This window comes from SAR324 cluster bacterium, assembly GCA_029245725.1.
In the GTDB taxonomy this organism is placed as follows: domain Bacteria; phylum SAR324; class SAR324; order SAR324; family NAC60-12; genus JCVI-SCAAA005.
The window spans coordinates 1-13527 of the sequence record JAQWOT010000047.1 but is presented as its reverse complement, the minus strand read 5'-3'; the positions used below and the strand labels follow the sequence as shown (position 1 = coordinate 13527).

The window sequence follows — 13527 nt, the reverse complement described above, 5'->3', positions numbered from 1 at the left end:
AACTTGCTGTTCGAACCAGAGTTGATCACCAGTGTGTGATCACCATCTGGGTTCTTGACATGAATTGGCTGGGGTACTCCATCGTGAGTGTGGCCACCCATGATCGCATCAATTCCTGAGACTCGGCTGGCCATCTTAAGATCGACATCCATCCCGTTGTGGGAGAGGACAATTACTACCTCGACACCCTCATCACGAGCCTCGTTGACTCTCCCCTGCATCTCCATGTCACGAATACCAAAGCTCCACTCTGGAATCATGTAGCGGGGATTGGCAATCGGAGTGTATGGGAAAGCTTGACCAATAATAGCGACAGCATGGCCATTAATCTCTCTGATCACATAAGCAGGAAAGACTGGATCTTCAAAATCTGTATCACGGACGTTCTGGGCCACGAACTCCAGACCTACATTGGCAAGGTCATTTTCGATTATCTCTTGCACCCGCTCTGCGCCATAGGTGAACTCCCAGTGGGCTGTCATCACATTGACTCCAAGTTTGATCTGGGCATCGACCATGTCCTGAGCATTTGTCCAAAGTGAGGTCGCTGAACCCTGCCAGGTGTCACCACCGTCTAACAACAATGCACCTGGGCGCTCGGCTCGGAGCAGATCCACGAGGAACTTCAAATGAGCAAATCCTCCAACACGACCATATTTTTCGGCAGCTTCTGCGAAATTCAGATAGCTGAATGCATAGGCTTCGGGTGAGTTGGCTGGAATGCCAAAATGCTTCAGCAAGTACTCACCCACCAAGTGAGGGGGATTGCCAAACATGTCAGCGATACCCAAGTTGATATGGGGTTCCCGGAAGTAAATCGGGTTCAACTGAGCGTGACAGTCCGTGTAATGCATCAGTGAGACATTACCAAACTTGGCAAAATCGTAAGGATTGGTGGAAGAATGTTGACTAGCTCGTAGAGTTCCGGGCATTAGACCCGCAACGGCTGCCGCTCCCATCACTTGAAGGAACTCTCTGCGGGAAAAAGACATCTGACCTCAAAAAAACTAATTTCGTGGAGTGGGTCTGCCAGGGAGAACTGAAGCTCAGACTCCCTGACTAGTCTAGGTAGGTTTGTAGACCTTAGAAGCGGGGACCAGCTCCCCTTTGGTTGATGGCTTGAACATATCCGGCACGACCTTCGTGTTCAACTTGCATGATGATCTCACATGCGCGCTCGTAGTCACCTGCATTCTCAGCTTTCGCTGCTTCATCCAGTGGCTTAGGCATGCTGGCTCTCCACCATTGACCATCAACAGTATCAGCAGCTTCGTGGGCCGCTACGGCAACTGCCTTGTGCAGAGGATACGTATCTTGATCACACTTGCCGAATTCAGCAGCCATCAGGGCGCCAGGGGCGACAAGGAGACCGCAAAGGCCTGAAACTAGTAAAATTCGCTTCATTTCTCTTTCTCCTTGATTACTTGCGGGCACCAGGGCCGTTGGTTTCCATGCCGTTGTTCATGTAGGCCATGAAATATTCGAGGTTGCGGTACTCTGGACTTTGGGCCTTGAAAGATCTGGCACGAACCTGTTCATTACAACCACCGTATCGGCGATGCATTGTTCCCATCGCCCCCCACTTTGACCGATAAACCGGGAAATGAGTGGTGTGGCCGAGAGCAGGACTTAGCATGTCAGCGCGCACCTTGTTACCGGAGTTGTACACATGGCAGTCTGCACAGCTCATCGCCAGTTGACCACGCTTTGTGTAGTAAAATTCCTTACCCATCTCATAGGCAGCCAAAGCATCTCCATTGGGAATGCTAACCTGGATTGCATGACTCCGACCCTGGAAGGCTACGTACGAACTGAGCGAGGCAATTTTTCCTTTTTTCCAACCGAAAGGCTTCTCTCCGTTTGCAGACCGACATTCATTCAAGGCTAACTCCAGGGTGACCACCTGTTTGCGGGCATCATCCCAATGCGGATATTTAGCCCGAAGACCATCTTCTGGGGTCATGTCAAAACAATCTTGGTAAGTTTTGCCATTGGCAAAAGGAGTGTTCCAGATGTCTTCACCTTCGCCAAGAGCCAACTCATAAGGTGGAAACTCCTCAATTGATAGCCATTCGTCGTAAGCCGCTTGATTCAGTGCGTAAACGCCATTCATGTATGCACTCATTTCAACATCACTATGGCGGTTCTTGAAGTAATCGACAAATGCCTTACGATCGGTTTCTGGATCTGTTTTGGCAGAAACACTGCTCATTGCGAACAGTCCAATCAGCCCTAGGGAGGCCAGCCATTTCTTAATCTTCATGTGCTTCTCTCCTTGTCTGTGGATAAATTATTTGACCTTGCCCTCACCGTCAAAAGTTTTGCCTTCATTGTCGATCATAGCGATTTCAATAGTATCACCCTTTTTCCCATCGTATTGAAAAGCAAGATAGGGGTTTTTGGAAACTGCTGGGCTCCACTGTGCTTCCATAATAACTTCACCATTTGCCTTGGCAGTGATTTGTTGAATGAAGTGTTCTGGAATTTTATTTCCACTTTTGTCTTTGCGCTGACCAGTTTCCATAGGGTGCTTTACAAGCGCTTTTACCGTAACGAGTCCGCCTTGCTCTTTAGCTCTCATTCGAATGGACATGTTTCCTCTCTAAAGTAGATGAATAATTGAATCAACCACCACAACCACCAATGGTCACCTTAATTTCTTTGGTTGCTTTCATAAGTTGTCCGTCTGCTTTGACAACAGCGTGGACGGCAGATGTTTTGCCCATCTTGATGCGGGTGGAAACATAAGGACGCAATCCTTTGCCAACCTGATAGTGCGCAGCCAACGGATTTGGATTCTCATCAACCAAAAGAGAAATCGATTCTACGTTAGGCAAGTCTGCTTGGATTGTGATGGGAACGACTGCTCCATTCTCGGCAATATCTGGAGCCTTCATGAAAATTTTATCAGAATCGATCATACTCTGTGAGCCGTGAACCTGATTCAAAGCTTCCGATGTGGTTTTTGAGCGGAAAGCCTTTTGATTCCAAGCAGCCCAAACTTTTTTGGGTAACGTGAGACCTGCGGAGACAGCCGCAGCAAGGACTCCCGCAAAGCCAACTTTTCTTAAAAATTCCCTACGATTCATCTTTTCTCCTTACAATGAGTGAATGTAGTCAGTGACAAGGTCAATTTCTCTCTCAGAGAGAATACGGTGAGCCCCAAAAGGTGGCATGAATGCATTGGAGTTGCGGACTCTGGGATCCCAAATCTGGGCTCGCAAATCGTTCCAATCTGGATAACGCTGCTTCATCATCATCAGCGCGGGAGCGGTGTTACCGGGCAATTCGCCGTTATCCATCACATGGCAGGCGAGGCAGTTTCCTCCTCGCCGGTTCCAGGCGATCTTCTTACCAGCAGCAATTCTCTCCTGGATTGACATTTCCTTAGCACTCACTGTCTGACTCGTTGCAACTAATCCTGCCAGCAGCAACGCGGTCATGCCCAGAGAGACCAACTTCTTTCTCATCATGAATCCTCTTCTGTTTTCGGGTCTGGAAACCTCAAATCAGTCATCAAAAAACTCTGAACCATGACCTTGATCAAGCACATGATCCTTAGGAAAATCTGTATTCACTGCCTTAGATACGGATTCTGACAATTCGAATACAAAAATTAATGGCATTTTGTCTAACATTTTGGTTTTATGATGTCCAATCTTTTTTTCATTTATATTCAAATATTATGAAGTACTTAATGAATTTTTTATCTCACTTGCGATTAAGTCTGACTAGAGGACAAATACAAAAAAGATTGTTAATTTTGGGGGGGGTTAATGCTGATGATTTTGATCAGTGGAACTCGCCAGAGCAATGCTCGTATTCCAGAAATGCCAATAGCAACCGATTTGAAAGCATTTGTAGATGAGTTCCCAGATAGAGTAGTTGTTCTCTATTTCACAGCGGAATATTGCATGTATTGTCAGGCATTGGATCGTGAGGTGCTGGGTCCAGTTTTACGCAGTCGAGACTATGAAACAATTTCCAAATTTTTTCGTGTTCAACATGATGAGCCAGAGACCAAACTGAACGATTTTGACGGAAAAAAATCAGCAACCAGGATTTGATTCAACGCTACCAAGTGGATGTAACTCCCACTATAATTTTTTTGGGGCCGGATGGTCTGGAAGTCGCCTCATCAATCGTGGGGTTCCTGACTGTTGATTTCTACGGGGCCTATCTGGACCAAAGTCTTCAAGACGGACGAACCCATCTCCTTTCGAAAACGAACTAAAAGATGCGAATCCTGCTCCTGTTGTTACTTCTTTCATGGCCACTTTCGGCTACGGCTCAGTTCGATGATCCTGAAATTCCAGAAATTATCGTGAGAGTTCAGAGCGCACTGGAACCCAGCAATCCTAGACCGGGGGAACATGTTCGGATCGTAGTGACTGCCCAGATTGAGAAGGGTTGGAAAATTTACTCGGTGGTTCCATCCAAGGAAGAATTCGCTCCAATTGCCTCAGCATTGGAATGGGATGCCGGGAATTGGGAATCCTTGGGGCCTTTTTACGAAACCAATCCAATTTCAGAACCCGATCCTGTATTGGGAATGGTCCTGAGTTACCACAAGGGTGAGAGTAGCTTTTACCAGAATTTCAAAGTACCGAGCACTGAAAGCAGGAATAGTGCTGGAGAAGGCCGCATCACCTTTCAGGCTTGTAGTAACCGAGTTTGTTTGCCACCTAATGAAGTAAAATTCTCTCTTCCTACTGCAATCACTTCAGGTAGTGTGCGCTCGGAATACTCTGTACCCAATTTCAGCATCAATCCTGATATGGGTGGAGTTGTTAAGGTAGAGGAAGCAACCAGCCTACTAAGTTTTCTGGGTTTAGCAGTATTGGCAGGATTTTTTGCTTTGTTGACTCCCTGTGTTCTACCAATGATTCCAATCACCGTTTCCTTTTTTACAGCACAAGCTCAACAATCTCGTGGTGCGTCACTTCGACTGGTCACCACCTTTGCCCTAGGGTTGGTCGGAACCTACACCATCTTGGGCATGGGAATGTCACTGCTGTTTGGAGCCGCAGGGATTGTTCAACTAGCTTCCAATCCATGGTTGAACTTGGCTGTTGGTGTCCTCTTTGTGCTGTTTGCGGTGAGTTTGATCGGTTTCCTGGATTTTAGTCTACCACCTGCATTAATCAACCGGCTGGACTCCTTTTCCAGAAAGACTGGGGGTTTGGCAGGCATCTTCCTGATTGGGGTGGCCTTTACCTTCACTGCCTTCACCTGCACGATCCAGTTTGTGGGCACTCTGTTATTGGCAGCAGCCCGAGGAGAGTGGTTTCTACCGATCATTGGAATGTTGGTGTTCTCAACAGTCTTTGCGTTGCCGTTCATTCTCATGGGCCTTTTCCCAACCTTGATTCGTCGTTCTCGAGGCCTTTCGGGTAACTGGATGGAGCACCTCAAGATTGTTCTGGGGATTTTGGAGTTGGGGATTGCTTGGAAGTTCTTCAGTAACGCTGATTTGGTGTGGCAATGGGGCGTGCTGGATCGTGAAGTAGTTTTGGCAGCTTGGGCGGTGCTGATGGTTGCCATCGCAGCATTTCTACTAGGACAGTTTCCCATCAAAGGGATCAGCATTGGCCATCTGGGCCCAGGTTATCTTGGTTTTGGGGCTGTTTTCTTGATTTTCGGGCTTTACTTCGGATCAGGTGTGGTAGGAAAGGAGCTCAATCCGCTGGTTGAGAGCTACCTACCACCACCAATCCAAGGAACTGGTGATTTTGAAAAACTTTCGGCAGAGGCTGGATTGGTCTGGCATGATAATTTTCCTGAAGCCCTTGCTGTTGCTCAGGAAACCAAAAAGCCCCTGTTTCTGGATTTTACTGGGTATACCTGTGTTAATTGTCGCTGGATGGAGAAAAGTGTTTTTGCCAAACCAGAAGTGTTGAAGGTATTTCAAGAAGAGTTTGTACTTGCGCAGCTCTACACGGACGGAGGCTCCTTTCAGGAGGTGAACCGGGAGCTGCAAATGCAGCGCTTTAACACTTTGGCTCTTCCCTTTTACGTGGTTCTGAATGCCCACGATCAGGAAATTAAACGTCATGCGGGCATCATCCCTGATCCTAAAGATTTCCTGACATTTTTGGAATTCTAACCCTATTTTTTTCTCTGTCTGAAAATTCACTTTTTTTCTGATGGGTTGAGTTTTCTTGTAATAGCATTAATTTAGTGTCAACTTCCCTCGAAGTATTTTTCTGAAAAAAACTGTAACTACTTTTGGTGAGTGCTATGGAATCCCAAGCTTCGTACCGTCTATTGCTTGTTGAGGACTCTGAGGAACAACGTCTGATCGTTGAGCAGATGTTGCTTCAAATTGACAGCGAACGCTACCAAGTGGACTCTGCAGCTACTTATGCTGAGGCGCTTACTTTTATACAGCGGCACAGTTACGACATGCTGCTGATCGATTTCTACTTGGACTCTCCCCACACCGCCCTAGATTTGATGCAGGAAGTTCGCTTGCTCAATTTGCCTGTGGTAGTAATTACAGCGGATGAAGATCGCACAGTGTTCCTACAGTGTTTCCAGAAGGGAGCCAAGGAATTCCTGAACAAGCCGGTCAACCTTGTTGAAATGCAGGTTCGCTTACGCTCTGTCCTGCATGCAAGAAACTATGAGCGATCCCTGTTAGAAGAAATTCAGGAACGTCGAAGGATTGAGATGCAGCTCCGTCAGCAGGAGCGCATGAACCGAATTTTGGTGGAGGCGTTCCCCCATCTGATCATGCGCTTTGATCAAGACAACATTCTGCTGGATTACAAGAACGATCCTGATTGTTTGTTGGGACCTCCGGGCACCAAAGGCAAGTTTCTAAGAGAACTGCCACTACCAGAAAATTTGCGGCGTCAGATCTCCCAGTTGACCCATCTTGTTCGTGAGTCAAATACGGATGAGGAAGTGAGCTATAGCACCCGAAATGAAGATTTTGAATTGACTCGTTATGAACTGCAGGGATATCCAAGTGAAAACAAAGAAGTGATCATCTTCCTACGGACCTATAATGAGCAGGATGAGTACTCACTGCTCACCGCACATAACCTGACCATCAATCTGTCAAACAAGGAAGTTCGGCGAGGATCCAACACCATCTATCTGAATCGAAAAGAATATCGGATGCTGCTCTATTTCATGAAGAACCCGAATCGTATCCTGAGTAAGGATATGATCCTGAATACGGTCTGGGGACATGATTATGAGCCTGAGGCAAGAGTGGTGGACACCCTGATCGCTCGCTTACGCAAAAAGATTGACCAAGGCTTTGAGCCAAAATTCATCAGTACGGAGCGTGGGGTAGGATATTCCTTCAGAACTTCCGACTGGCGTAAAGGGCGTGAGGTCACCCACGATTGAGCATGTGAAGGGTGGCGATTGCTTGGTACGAATTCCGCAACTGGTACCTTATCCACCTGAATTGACGGGTGGACAATGATTCGCTATTGAAGTCCTAACTGCTCCTGGTTTTACTGCATGGCCACTGTCATCTCCTTCGCGAGCCAGAAAGGTGGGGTTGGTAAAACCACCTCAGCTGTTCACTTGGCAACGGCCTTTGCCCTTGGTGGCTATCGCACTCTGCTGTTGGATCTTGATCCCCAAGGCTCCGTCTATTCAGCGATGGGAGTTAAGCAGAGAGTCATCCAGGGGACTCTCGAAATCTTCTGCCAGGACAGCACGACCCTTTCAGATGTTCTCTTGCCGACCAGCACCGAGAACATGCACTTGATCCTGAATGATGTGGATCGGCTGACGCACGAAAATGAATTGATGAAGGTGGCTGCGGACTACCACCACCTACATCAGTGGCTTGCTCGCCATGCCCGGGGAGAGTTCGAATTCATCATCATTGACGTCCCTGCTTCTACAAATGCACTGAGCATCAATGCAATGGTCGCCTCGAATTTGGTGATTGTCCCGATGCAGTGTGAAGCCCTCGCTATCAAGTCTCTCAAACGCTTTCTACTCGCCTTCAAAGATCTCCAAGCCAACATCGACCCAAATTTGCGGATTGCAGGGATTCTTCTGACGATGTTCGATCACGAAATTCCAGCTCACCAAAAAGTTTGCCGTCAAGTCTATCAAACGTTGGGAGAGAGTGTCTTCCAAACGATCATCCCCAAATGTCCTCAGGTACTGGATGCCAGCGCTGCAGGCATGGATGTAATCAACCGTAGCCTCAACTCGATTGGAGCAACTGGCTACATCAGGCTGGCCAACGAAATTCTTGATCGATTCCGGCTTCGCTAGATCACACCTAATCGCTTTAATCCTTTCCGATACGCCTTGCGCTTGAAGCGCACTACCTTGCGCAAACCCACCTGAGGTCTCATCCACTTGAAGCGGTCAAACTCCTGCTTGTGTCCTTTGTTACTCAAAGAGAGTGTTTCTGTTCCCTGATTCAGTTGAACGAGGAACCAGCGTTGCTCTTGTCCCCAATACTGCCTCCAGCGATTCTTTTGTTGCATTCTCTTTAGGACAGCTTTAGGGAACTGATAGCGAGTTCGCTTGGAACTCTGTTTGAGAATCTTGACATCATTCGTCCCAATCTCTTCATTTAGCTCCCTCAGAATAGCTTGTTCTTCCGTTTCCCCTGCATCCACTCCACCCTGAGGAAATTGCCAGCTTTTGCGCCGTCCATCCACCCTGTGGAACATCAAGATCTTGTCGCCACACTGATTGAGGATTACTGCCGCTACATTGGGGCGAAACTTCGTCATGCCACCCTGCTTTGCTCACGAAGGAAGTAAAAGAAGCCAACTATGATGGCATTCAAAGATAAAAGAAGAAGCTCAAGACGGTATCCAAAAATCACTTGCGGCACAAACCCACTGAGCAGTGACACGAGATAAATCAAAAGTGAAACGCCGCAGATGACAGGAATCAACAAGGGGGGGTGCTCTCCATCTTTACTGAGGACTGCTAAGAGGATCATTGGGGCTAAGAGCGATGTCCCTGCAAAACTGACTGTAGCTAGCAATACCAACTCAGATGAACTCAGCACAGCAAGACCAAATGCCATGATCGCAAAGATCAGGATAGGAAGCTTGCGAAAAGAATGGGTTTGAATGGTTGGGCTGACCTCTGATTCCAATGCAAATAGCTGCGAGTCAGCTGTAGACATTGCTGCTGCAAGCAAGCCCACGACAGCTAGGGCACCAATAATTTCGGGTTGATCGTTAACAAGGGTGTTGACCCAGAATTCACTGGCTGGCAAATCTGGATAGTTAATAGCCCCATACATCCCTATGGCAATGGTTGGTGTGATGATTAGAAAAACGAAGACACTCATCCCCAACACCATCTCAATCATACTCCGTTCATCACGCATCACGGTGAATCGGGCAAAAAGCTGTGGCTGACTGATTGGCATCAGGACAATAGTTAGAAAGGAAGCCAATAGAAACTGAGTATTCAGGAGCCCTGTGGGGCCAGGGATGGAAAGAAATTTGGGGTTCTGCTCTTCGATTTGTTGAAACATGCTTGTCCATCCACCCACCTGATCCAGACAGATTGCAGCGATCAACAAAGTAATCATCAGCAGAATTATCCCTTGAATTGCATCGTTGTAGATGATGGCCTTCAAACCACCCAAGTGGCTGTAAATTAGAATGGCTAGAAAAATAAATAGAGACCAACTCCAGTTCGGAATATCTACAGGAAATGCGACCGAAAGAAAGCTAGAAACCCCTTTGATTTGAATGGCTACGTAGGGTAGGAGAAACACAAAAATCCCAGCCCAGTAGATGAAACGAACCCAATCTGCATGATAGGTTTTTGCCAGCATTTCACTAACACTTTCAAACTCTTGAACACTAATTTTCTCACGTACCTTTAAGCCAAACCAGAGCGCAAGAAATGCCATTGCCATATCAGTGACACCCAGAAAAATCCAAGCGCCTACCCCATGGTTTCGAAAAAAATCAGGAAGCCCTAATAGAGTGAAAGTGCTGAACAGCGTAGCGGAGAAAGTAAGAACCCCTAGGACACTACCAATATTGGAATCAGCAAAGCGATAGCTGTGCTCACTGGCAGGTCCAACTTCAGCAATTTGAGAGAGACGTAGCGCATAGACAAGGGCAATGAGATATGCCAGCAGCAAGAGACCAAACCACATCAATCACTCTCATTTTGTCTGGTCAGGATAAAAGCTCCCCAAAGAGTGAGTAAGAAATATCCGAAAGAAATCAACATACCTAACCAAAGGGTACGTGGCATCCCCATCAGAATTGGTTCGATCTCATCCGGAACCAGAACAATGGGAGTAAAAGTCAAAGCGGCAAGTAGAACAGCAAGCAGGCAGCAAGTCCGCCACGCTTTTGGAGGTGTGGGCATGTGAATTCTCCGCATGCCATGTGAATCAGGTAGAAATGAAAATAAATTCAGTTTGGTAGGGACCAATCACTTGGTTCAAATTCTAATAGGGAATTTAGCTTTTGGTCTGCGTCTTTCACCATTTTTTTATCCATCTGCGGATCAGGAACCACTACCACACTCATCCCGGCAGCCTTTGCAGCTTCAACACCAGCTGGAGCATCCTCGAAGACAAGACATTCACTGGGGGCAACCCCAAGTTTTCTTGCAGCAGCCAGAAAGATGTCCGGTGCAGGTTTTCCGTTTTGAATGTCTGGATGATCTACTGTGACGATGGCATCAAACTCTGCAAACCATTTTTGATGCTTTGTAGTTTTGAGGGTGTATGCCTCTTTGGTTGAACTAGTCGCTACGGCTTGAGGTACTCCAGCCATCTTCATTCGCTGGGTCAGTTTGATAGCTCCCGGCATCGCTTCTGCTTCCGGGAAACGTTGATTGAGCAGTGCTTTCCGCTCCGTGAGATAGTCTTCGGGTCGAATGGGCAATTCCAGCACTCGAACCAAGGTTCTGGCAGATTCGAGGGCTGGTCGCCCCAACATCTGTGACTTGATGGACCAGTCAAAATTTTTACCGTATCGCGAGACAATCTGTTGTGTCACATCGGTGTAGAAGTTTTCTGTATCCAGCAGCAGCCCATCCATGTCGTACAAGATGGCATTGATCTTTGGAAATGAAGTCATAGATTTAGTCCCGACGGTAGCCTCCAGTTCGCTTCCAGAGATCATAGTATTGACGTACTCCGTCTTCCAACGAAATCATTGGACGCTTATAACCTGCTTTACATAGAAGATCCGTGTCGGCTTCAGTAAATTCCTGATATTTGCCTTGGAGGTGATCGGGGAACGGTATGATTTCGATCTGTCCTGCTGGTTCAAGCTGTTGCAATATGGTAGCGATGTCTTGGAAACTTCTTGCTTTCCCTGTACCCGCATTAAAGATTCCACTGCCCTTGGTCTGGTAGAAATGCAGGTTCATTTGCACAATGTCATCTACGAAGATGAAATCACGCCGAAAGCCCTCGCTTCCTGCAAACAATTTCATTTTCTGACCTTGGGCTAGTTGGCCAAAGAGGTGGAAAGCAACAGAAGCCATCTTGCCTTTGTGGTTTTCCTGGGGGCCATAGACATTGAAATAGCGCAGGCCCAAAACCTGTGAAGAAGCTTGGGATAACCGCCGCCTAACGTAGTTGTCAAAGGAGAATTTGGAGAATGCGTAAACGTTGAGAGGCCACTCACAGGTTCTCTCTTCACGAAATCCTGCGCTTCCATCTCCGTAAACTGAAGCGCTGGAGGCATAGAGGAAGTTGATCTTGTTTTCCAGAGAGTGGTGCAGCAAGGTTTTAGAGAACTGATAGTTGTTCTCCATCATGTAGCGTCCGTCTGTTTCCGTAGTCGAGGAGCAGGCACCTTGGTGAAAAATGGTCTGTACATTCTCTAATTTCGGCAATTCAGCTAGGAAGTCTTCTTTATCAAGAAAATCAGCAATCTTTAGGGAATTTAAATTTTGATGCTTATCGGCTTGAGACAGATTATCCACCACAAGAATGTCTTCAATACCAATCTGGTTGAGTCCCCAGATCAGGTTGCTGCCAATAAAACCAGCTCCTCCAGTAACGATGATCATGTTGTCAGTTCTCTGATACGTTGAACGATATTTGTCGTTGAGCGGCCATCCAGAAAAGGCAATACCTTCACTACCCCTCCTCTTTTTGTGACGGAGTCGTAACCCACGATCTCTTCAGCTTTGTAGTCACCCCCCTTCATCAGCAAATCCGGTTCTAGCCATTCTATAAGCTCAAATGGAGTTTCCTCTTCAAAGATTACTACAGCAGCAACCGCTTCCAGCCCGCTGAGGACATATGCTCGGTCTTCTTCTGGTACAATTGGACGGCTGCTTCCTTTCAAGGTTTGAACAGAGGCATCGGAATTTAACCCCACAATCAATTTGTCAGCTTGAGCTGATGAATCTTGCAAGTAGTGGACATGGCCTGCATGCAAAATATCAAAGCAACCGTTCGTAAAACCAATCTTTTGCCCAGCTTGTTTCCAACTCTCTATGCGCTTTTTCACTTCTACCCAATCACAGATCTTTTTGAACGAATCTGCCATCACTCCTCTGTGAAGCGCATCAATGAAAAGGCTGGGCATGACAGTTTCTCTCGACCACCAAGGCCTTCCAATTCTATGATGAAAGCAGCTTCATGAACGATAGTATCCAATCGATGAACAAGCTGCGCTGCCGCAGAAATTGTTCCACCTGTTGCCAAAAGATCGTCTGCCAGGAGTACTCGCTGACCTGGTTGAAGCGCATCTTTATGAATTTCCAAAGAGTCCATTCCATACTCCAGCGAGTATTCAACCCGTTCGACAGCCGCAGGGAGTTTCCCAGATTTACGAATAGGCACGAAGGCGATCCCCAATTCCAAGGCGAGTGGAGCACCGATGAGAAAGCCCCTTGATTCAATGCCACAGATACCGTGAAGCTCTGCATTACGATAGCGACTGACCAGCAGCTGAAGAGTCTCCTGAAATGCAGCAGGGTTACTCAGCAAGGTCGTGATGTCTCTGAAGAGTATTCCAGGTTTTGGAAAGTCAGGAATCGTACGGACAAGCGATTTGAGATGGGCAGCTGGTTCGTTCAATCAATGCTCCGAGGTGACAGGGAAGACAGTTAGCAAGTTATTGAAGGTTTTTAAAAGCAGCAAGATACAAGACCCCTTCCAAGATGCAACGCAAATACCCACATGTTTCGGGGGTCTGAGCGTTGCAGAAAATGTTTATTTATTTTCTCAAAACAATCCCACATTTTCATGCTATTCTGATTACTTATCTACCGTGCCACACAAAAAGCCTAACCTGCCCCAGAAAATTTGCCCTGTTTGTCAGCGTCCATTTATTTGGAGGCGAAAATGGGTCCGTGATTGGGACCAGGTTCGTTACTGCAGTGAGCGCTGTCGGCGTAAGGGTGTTTAAAATCAACGTTTTGATAATCCTCTCATTTTCTTTCTCTTTTCTTTGATCAAAGGCCTATGCAGATCTGGTTTAAACTGGCTTGGCGAGAAATCCGCAACAACCGTAAATTCAGTGCTTTCTTCGTCCTTAATCTGGCAATTGGGTTGGTAGGCTTTTTAGCGCTTAATTCTTTCAATTC

At 47.0% G+C, this 13527-nt stretch carries 18 protein-coding genes; 5 read left to right on the top strand and 13 right to left on the bottom strand.

What is annotated here, in order from left to right; translation table 11 throughout:
* The 6 genes from P8O70_01960 to soxX form a co-directional block, all read right to left on the bottom strand.
* The coding region (locus P8O70_01960) for a thiosulfohydrolase SoxB (protein MDG2195649.1) at positions 1-992 on the bottom strand (992 nt) is incomplete at its 3' end.
* A gap of 91 nt (positions 993-1083) precedes the next feature.
* Positions 1084-1404, bottom strand: a complete 321-nt coding sequence (locus P8O70_01955) for a hypothetical protein (protein ID MDG2195648.1) — start codon at positions 1402-1404, stop codon at positions 1084-1086.
* A gap of 16 nt (positions 1405-1420) precedes the next feature.
* Positions 1421-2263 carry a sulfur oxidation c-type cytochrome SoxA gene (gene soxA / locus P8O70_01950; protein ID MDG2195647.1) on the bottom strand — a complete coding sequence of 281 codons (843 nt, stop codon included), beginning with the start codon at positions 2261-2263 and terminating at the stop codon, positions 1421-1423.
* A 27-nt stretch (positions 2264-2290) separates the two neighbouring features.
* Positions 2291-2593, bottom strand: coding sequence for a thiosulfate oxidation carrier complex protein SoxZ (gene soxZ / locus P8O70_01945; protein ID MDG2195646.1), 303 nt, complete (start codon positions 2591-2593; stop codon positions 2291-2293).
* A 31-nt stretch (positions 2594-2624) separates the two neighbouring features.
* On the bottom strand, positions 2625-3089 hold the full coding sequence (gene soxY, locus P8O70_01940; GenBank protein ID MDG2195645.1) for a thiosulfate oxidation carrier protein SoxY: 465 nt from the start codon (positions 3087-3089) through the stop codon (positions 2625-2627).
* Positions 3090-3098: 9 nt separating this feature from the next.
* The gene (soxX, locus tag P8O70_01935; protein MDG2195644.1) at positions 3099-3473 is read right to left on the bottom strand and encodes a sulfur oxidation c-type cytochrome SoxX; all 375 of its coding nucleotides are present in this window, start codon (positions 3471-3473) and stop codon (positions 3099-3101) included.
* A gap of 303 nt (positions 3474-3776) precedes the next feature.
* Between soxX and P8O70_01930 the strand changes: the two genes are divergently transcribed.
* The 4 genes from P8O70_01930 (at position 3777) to P8O70_01915 (ending at position 8253) form a co-directional block, all read left to right on the top strand.
* Positions 3777-4067, top strand: coding sequence for a hypothetical protein (locus P8O70_01930; GenBank protein ID MDG2195643.1), 291 nt, complete (start codon positions 3777-3779; stop codon positions 4065-4067).
* Between the two features lie 170 nt (positions 4068-4237).
* Positions 4238-6106, top strand: coding sequence for a cytochrome c biogenesis protein CcdA (locus tag P8O70_01925; protein ID MDG2195642.1), 1869 nt, complete (start codon positions 4238-4240; stop codon positions 6104-6106).
* Between the two features lie 134 nt (positions 6107-6240).
* Positions 6241-7362, top strand: a complete 1122-nt coding sequence (locus P8O70_01920; GenBank protein ID MDG2195641.1) for a winged-helix domain-containing protein — start codon at positions 6241-6243, stop codon at positions 7360-7362.
* Between the two features lie 117 nt (positions 7363-7479).
* Positions 7480-8253 carry a ParA family protein gene (locus P8O70_01915; protein MDG2195640.1) on the top strand — a complete coding sequence of 258 codons (774 nt, stop codon included), beginning with the start codon at positions 7480-7482 and terminating at the stop codon, positions 8251-8253.
* On the opposite strand, the gene P8O70_01910 is transcribed toward P8O70_01915, so the two are convergent.
* The 7 genes from P8O70_01910 to P8O70_01880 are packed head-to-tail and all read right to left on the bottom strand — an operon-like array spanning position 8250 to position 13018.
* Positions 8250-8723, bottom strand: coding sequence for an RNA pyrophosphohydrolase (locus P8O70_01910; protein MDG2195639.1), 474 nt, complete (start codon positions 8721-8723; stop codon positions 8250-8252). The genes P8O70_01915 and P8O70_01910 overlap by 4 nt on opposite strands.
* On the bottom strand, positions 8720-10120 hold the full coding sequence (locus P8O70_01905) for a sodium:solute symporter family protein (protein MDG2195638.1): 1401 nt from the start codon (positions 10118-10120) through the stop codon (positions 8720-8722). Before P8O70_01905 ends, P8O70_01910 begins: the two co-directional genes overlap by 4 nt.
* Positions 10120-10338, bottom strand: coding sequence for a hypothetical protein (locus P8O70_01900; GenBank protein ID MDG2195637.1), 219 nt, complete (start codon positions 10336-10338; stop codon positions 10120-10122). Before P8O70_01900 ends, P8O70_01905 begins: the two co-directional genes overlap by 1 nt.
* Before the next feature lie 47 nt (positions 10339-10385).
* Positions 10386-11057: an HAD-IA family hydrolase gene (locus P8O70_01895; GenBank protein ID MDG2195636.1), complete on the bottom strand. Its 672-nt coding sequence runs from the start codon at positions 11055-11057 to the stop codon at positions 10386-10388.
* Between the two features lie 4 nt (positions 11058-11061).
* Positions 11062-12000, bottom strand: a complete 939-nt coding sequence (gene rfaD / locus P8O70_01890) for an ADP-glyceromanno-heptose 6-epimerase (protein MDG2195635.1) — start codon at positions 11998-12000, stop codon at positions 11062-11064.
* Positions 11997-12485 (bottom strand): D-glycero-beta-D-manno-heptose 1-phosphate adenylyltransferase, encoded by a 489-nt coding sequence (gene rfaE2 / locus P8O70_01885; protein ID MDG2195634.1) that lies wholly within the window; start codon positions 12483-12485, stop codon positions 11997-11999. Before rfaE2 ends, rfaD begins: the two co-directional genes overlap by 4 nt.
* Positions 12485-13018: an adenine phosphoribosyltransferase gene (locus P8O70_01880; GenBank protein ID MDG2195633.1), complete on the bottom strand. Its 534-nt coding sequence runs from the start codon at positions 13016-13018 to the stop codon at positions 12485-12487. Before P8O70_01880 ends, rfaE2 begins: the two co-directional genes overlap by 1 nt.
* 193 nt (positions 13019-13211) lie before the next feature.
* On the opposite strand from P8O70_01880, the gene P8O70_01875 reads away from it, so the two are divergent.
* The gene (locus P8O70_01875; protein MDG2195632.1) at positions 13212-13349 is read left to right on the top strand and encodes a DUF2256 domain-containing protein; all 138 of its coding nucleotides are present in this window, start codon (positions 13212-13214) and stop codon (positions 13347-13349) included.
* Positions 13350-13527 lie beyond the last annotated feature (178 nt).

What these genes read in the sequence shown, in the direction of transcription:
- P8O70_01900 (MDG2195637.1), bottom strand. Translation starts at nt 10,338, where the DNA reads ATGCCCACACCTCCAAAAGCGTGGCGGACTTGCTGCCTGCTTGCTGTT.
- soxZ (MDG2195646.1), bottom strand. Translation starts at nt 2,593, where the DNA reads ATGTCCATTCGAATGAGAGCTAAAGAGCAAGGCGGACTCGTTACGGTA.
- P8O70_01925 (MDG2195642.1), top strand. Translation starts at nt 4,238, where the DNA reads ATGCGAATCCTGCTCCTGTTGTTACTTCTTTCATGGCCACTTTCGGCT.
- P8O70_01930 (MDG2195643.1), top strand. Translation starts at nt 3,777, where the DNA reads ATGCTGATGATTTTGATCAGTGGAACTCGCCAGAGCAATGCTCGTATT.
- rfaE2 (MDG2195634.1), bottom strand. Translation starts at nt 12,485, where the DNA reads ATGGCAGATTCGTTCAAAAAGATCTGTGATTGGGTAGAAGTGAAAAAG.
- soxA (MDG2195647.1), bottom strand. Translation starts at nt 2,263, where the DNA reads ATGAAGATTAAGAAATGGCTGGCCTCCCTAGGGCTGATTGGACTGTTC.
- P8O70_01910 (MDG2195639.1), bottom strand. Translation starts at nt 8,723, where the DNA reads ATGACGAAGTTTCGCCCCAATGTAGCGGCAGTAATCCTCAATCAGTGT.
- P8O70_01915 (MDG2195640.1), top strand. Translation starts at nt 7,480, where the DNA reads ATGGCCACTGTCATCTCCTTCGCGAGCCAGAAAGGTGGGGTTGGTAAA.
- rfaD (MDG2195635.1), bottom strand. Translation starts at nt 12,000, where the DNA reads ATGATCATCGTTACTGGAGGAGCTGGTTTTATTGGCAGCAACCTGATC.
- P8O70_01920 (MDG2195641.1), top strand. Translation starts at nt 6,241, where the DNA reads ATGGAATCCCAAGCTTCGTACCGTCTATTGCTTGTTGAGGACTCTGAG.
- soxY (MDG2195645.1), bottom strand. Translation starts at nt 3,089, where the DNA reads ATGAATCGTAGGGAATTTTTAAGAAAAGTTGGCTTTGCGGGAGTCCTT.
- P8O70_01895 (MDG2195636.1), bottom strand. Translation starts at nt 11,057, where the DNA reads ATGACTTCATTTCCAAAGATCAATGCCATCTTGTACGACATGGATGGG.
- P8O70_01905 (MDG2195638.1), bottom strand. Translation starts at nt 10,120, where the DNA reads ATGTGGTTTGGTCTCTTGCTGCTGGCATATCTCATTGCCCTTGTCTAT.
- P8O70_01955 (MDG2195648.1), bottom strand. Translation starts at nt 1,404, where the DNA reads ATGAAGCGAATTTTACTAGTTTCAGGCCTTTGCGGTCTCCTTGTCGCC.
- soxX (MDG2195644.1), bottom strand. Translation starts at nt 3,473, where the DNA reads ATGATGAGAAAGAAGTTGGTCTCTCTGGGCATGACCGCGTTGCTGCTG.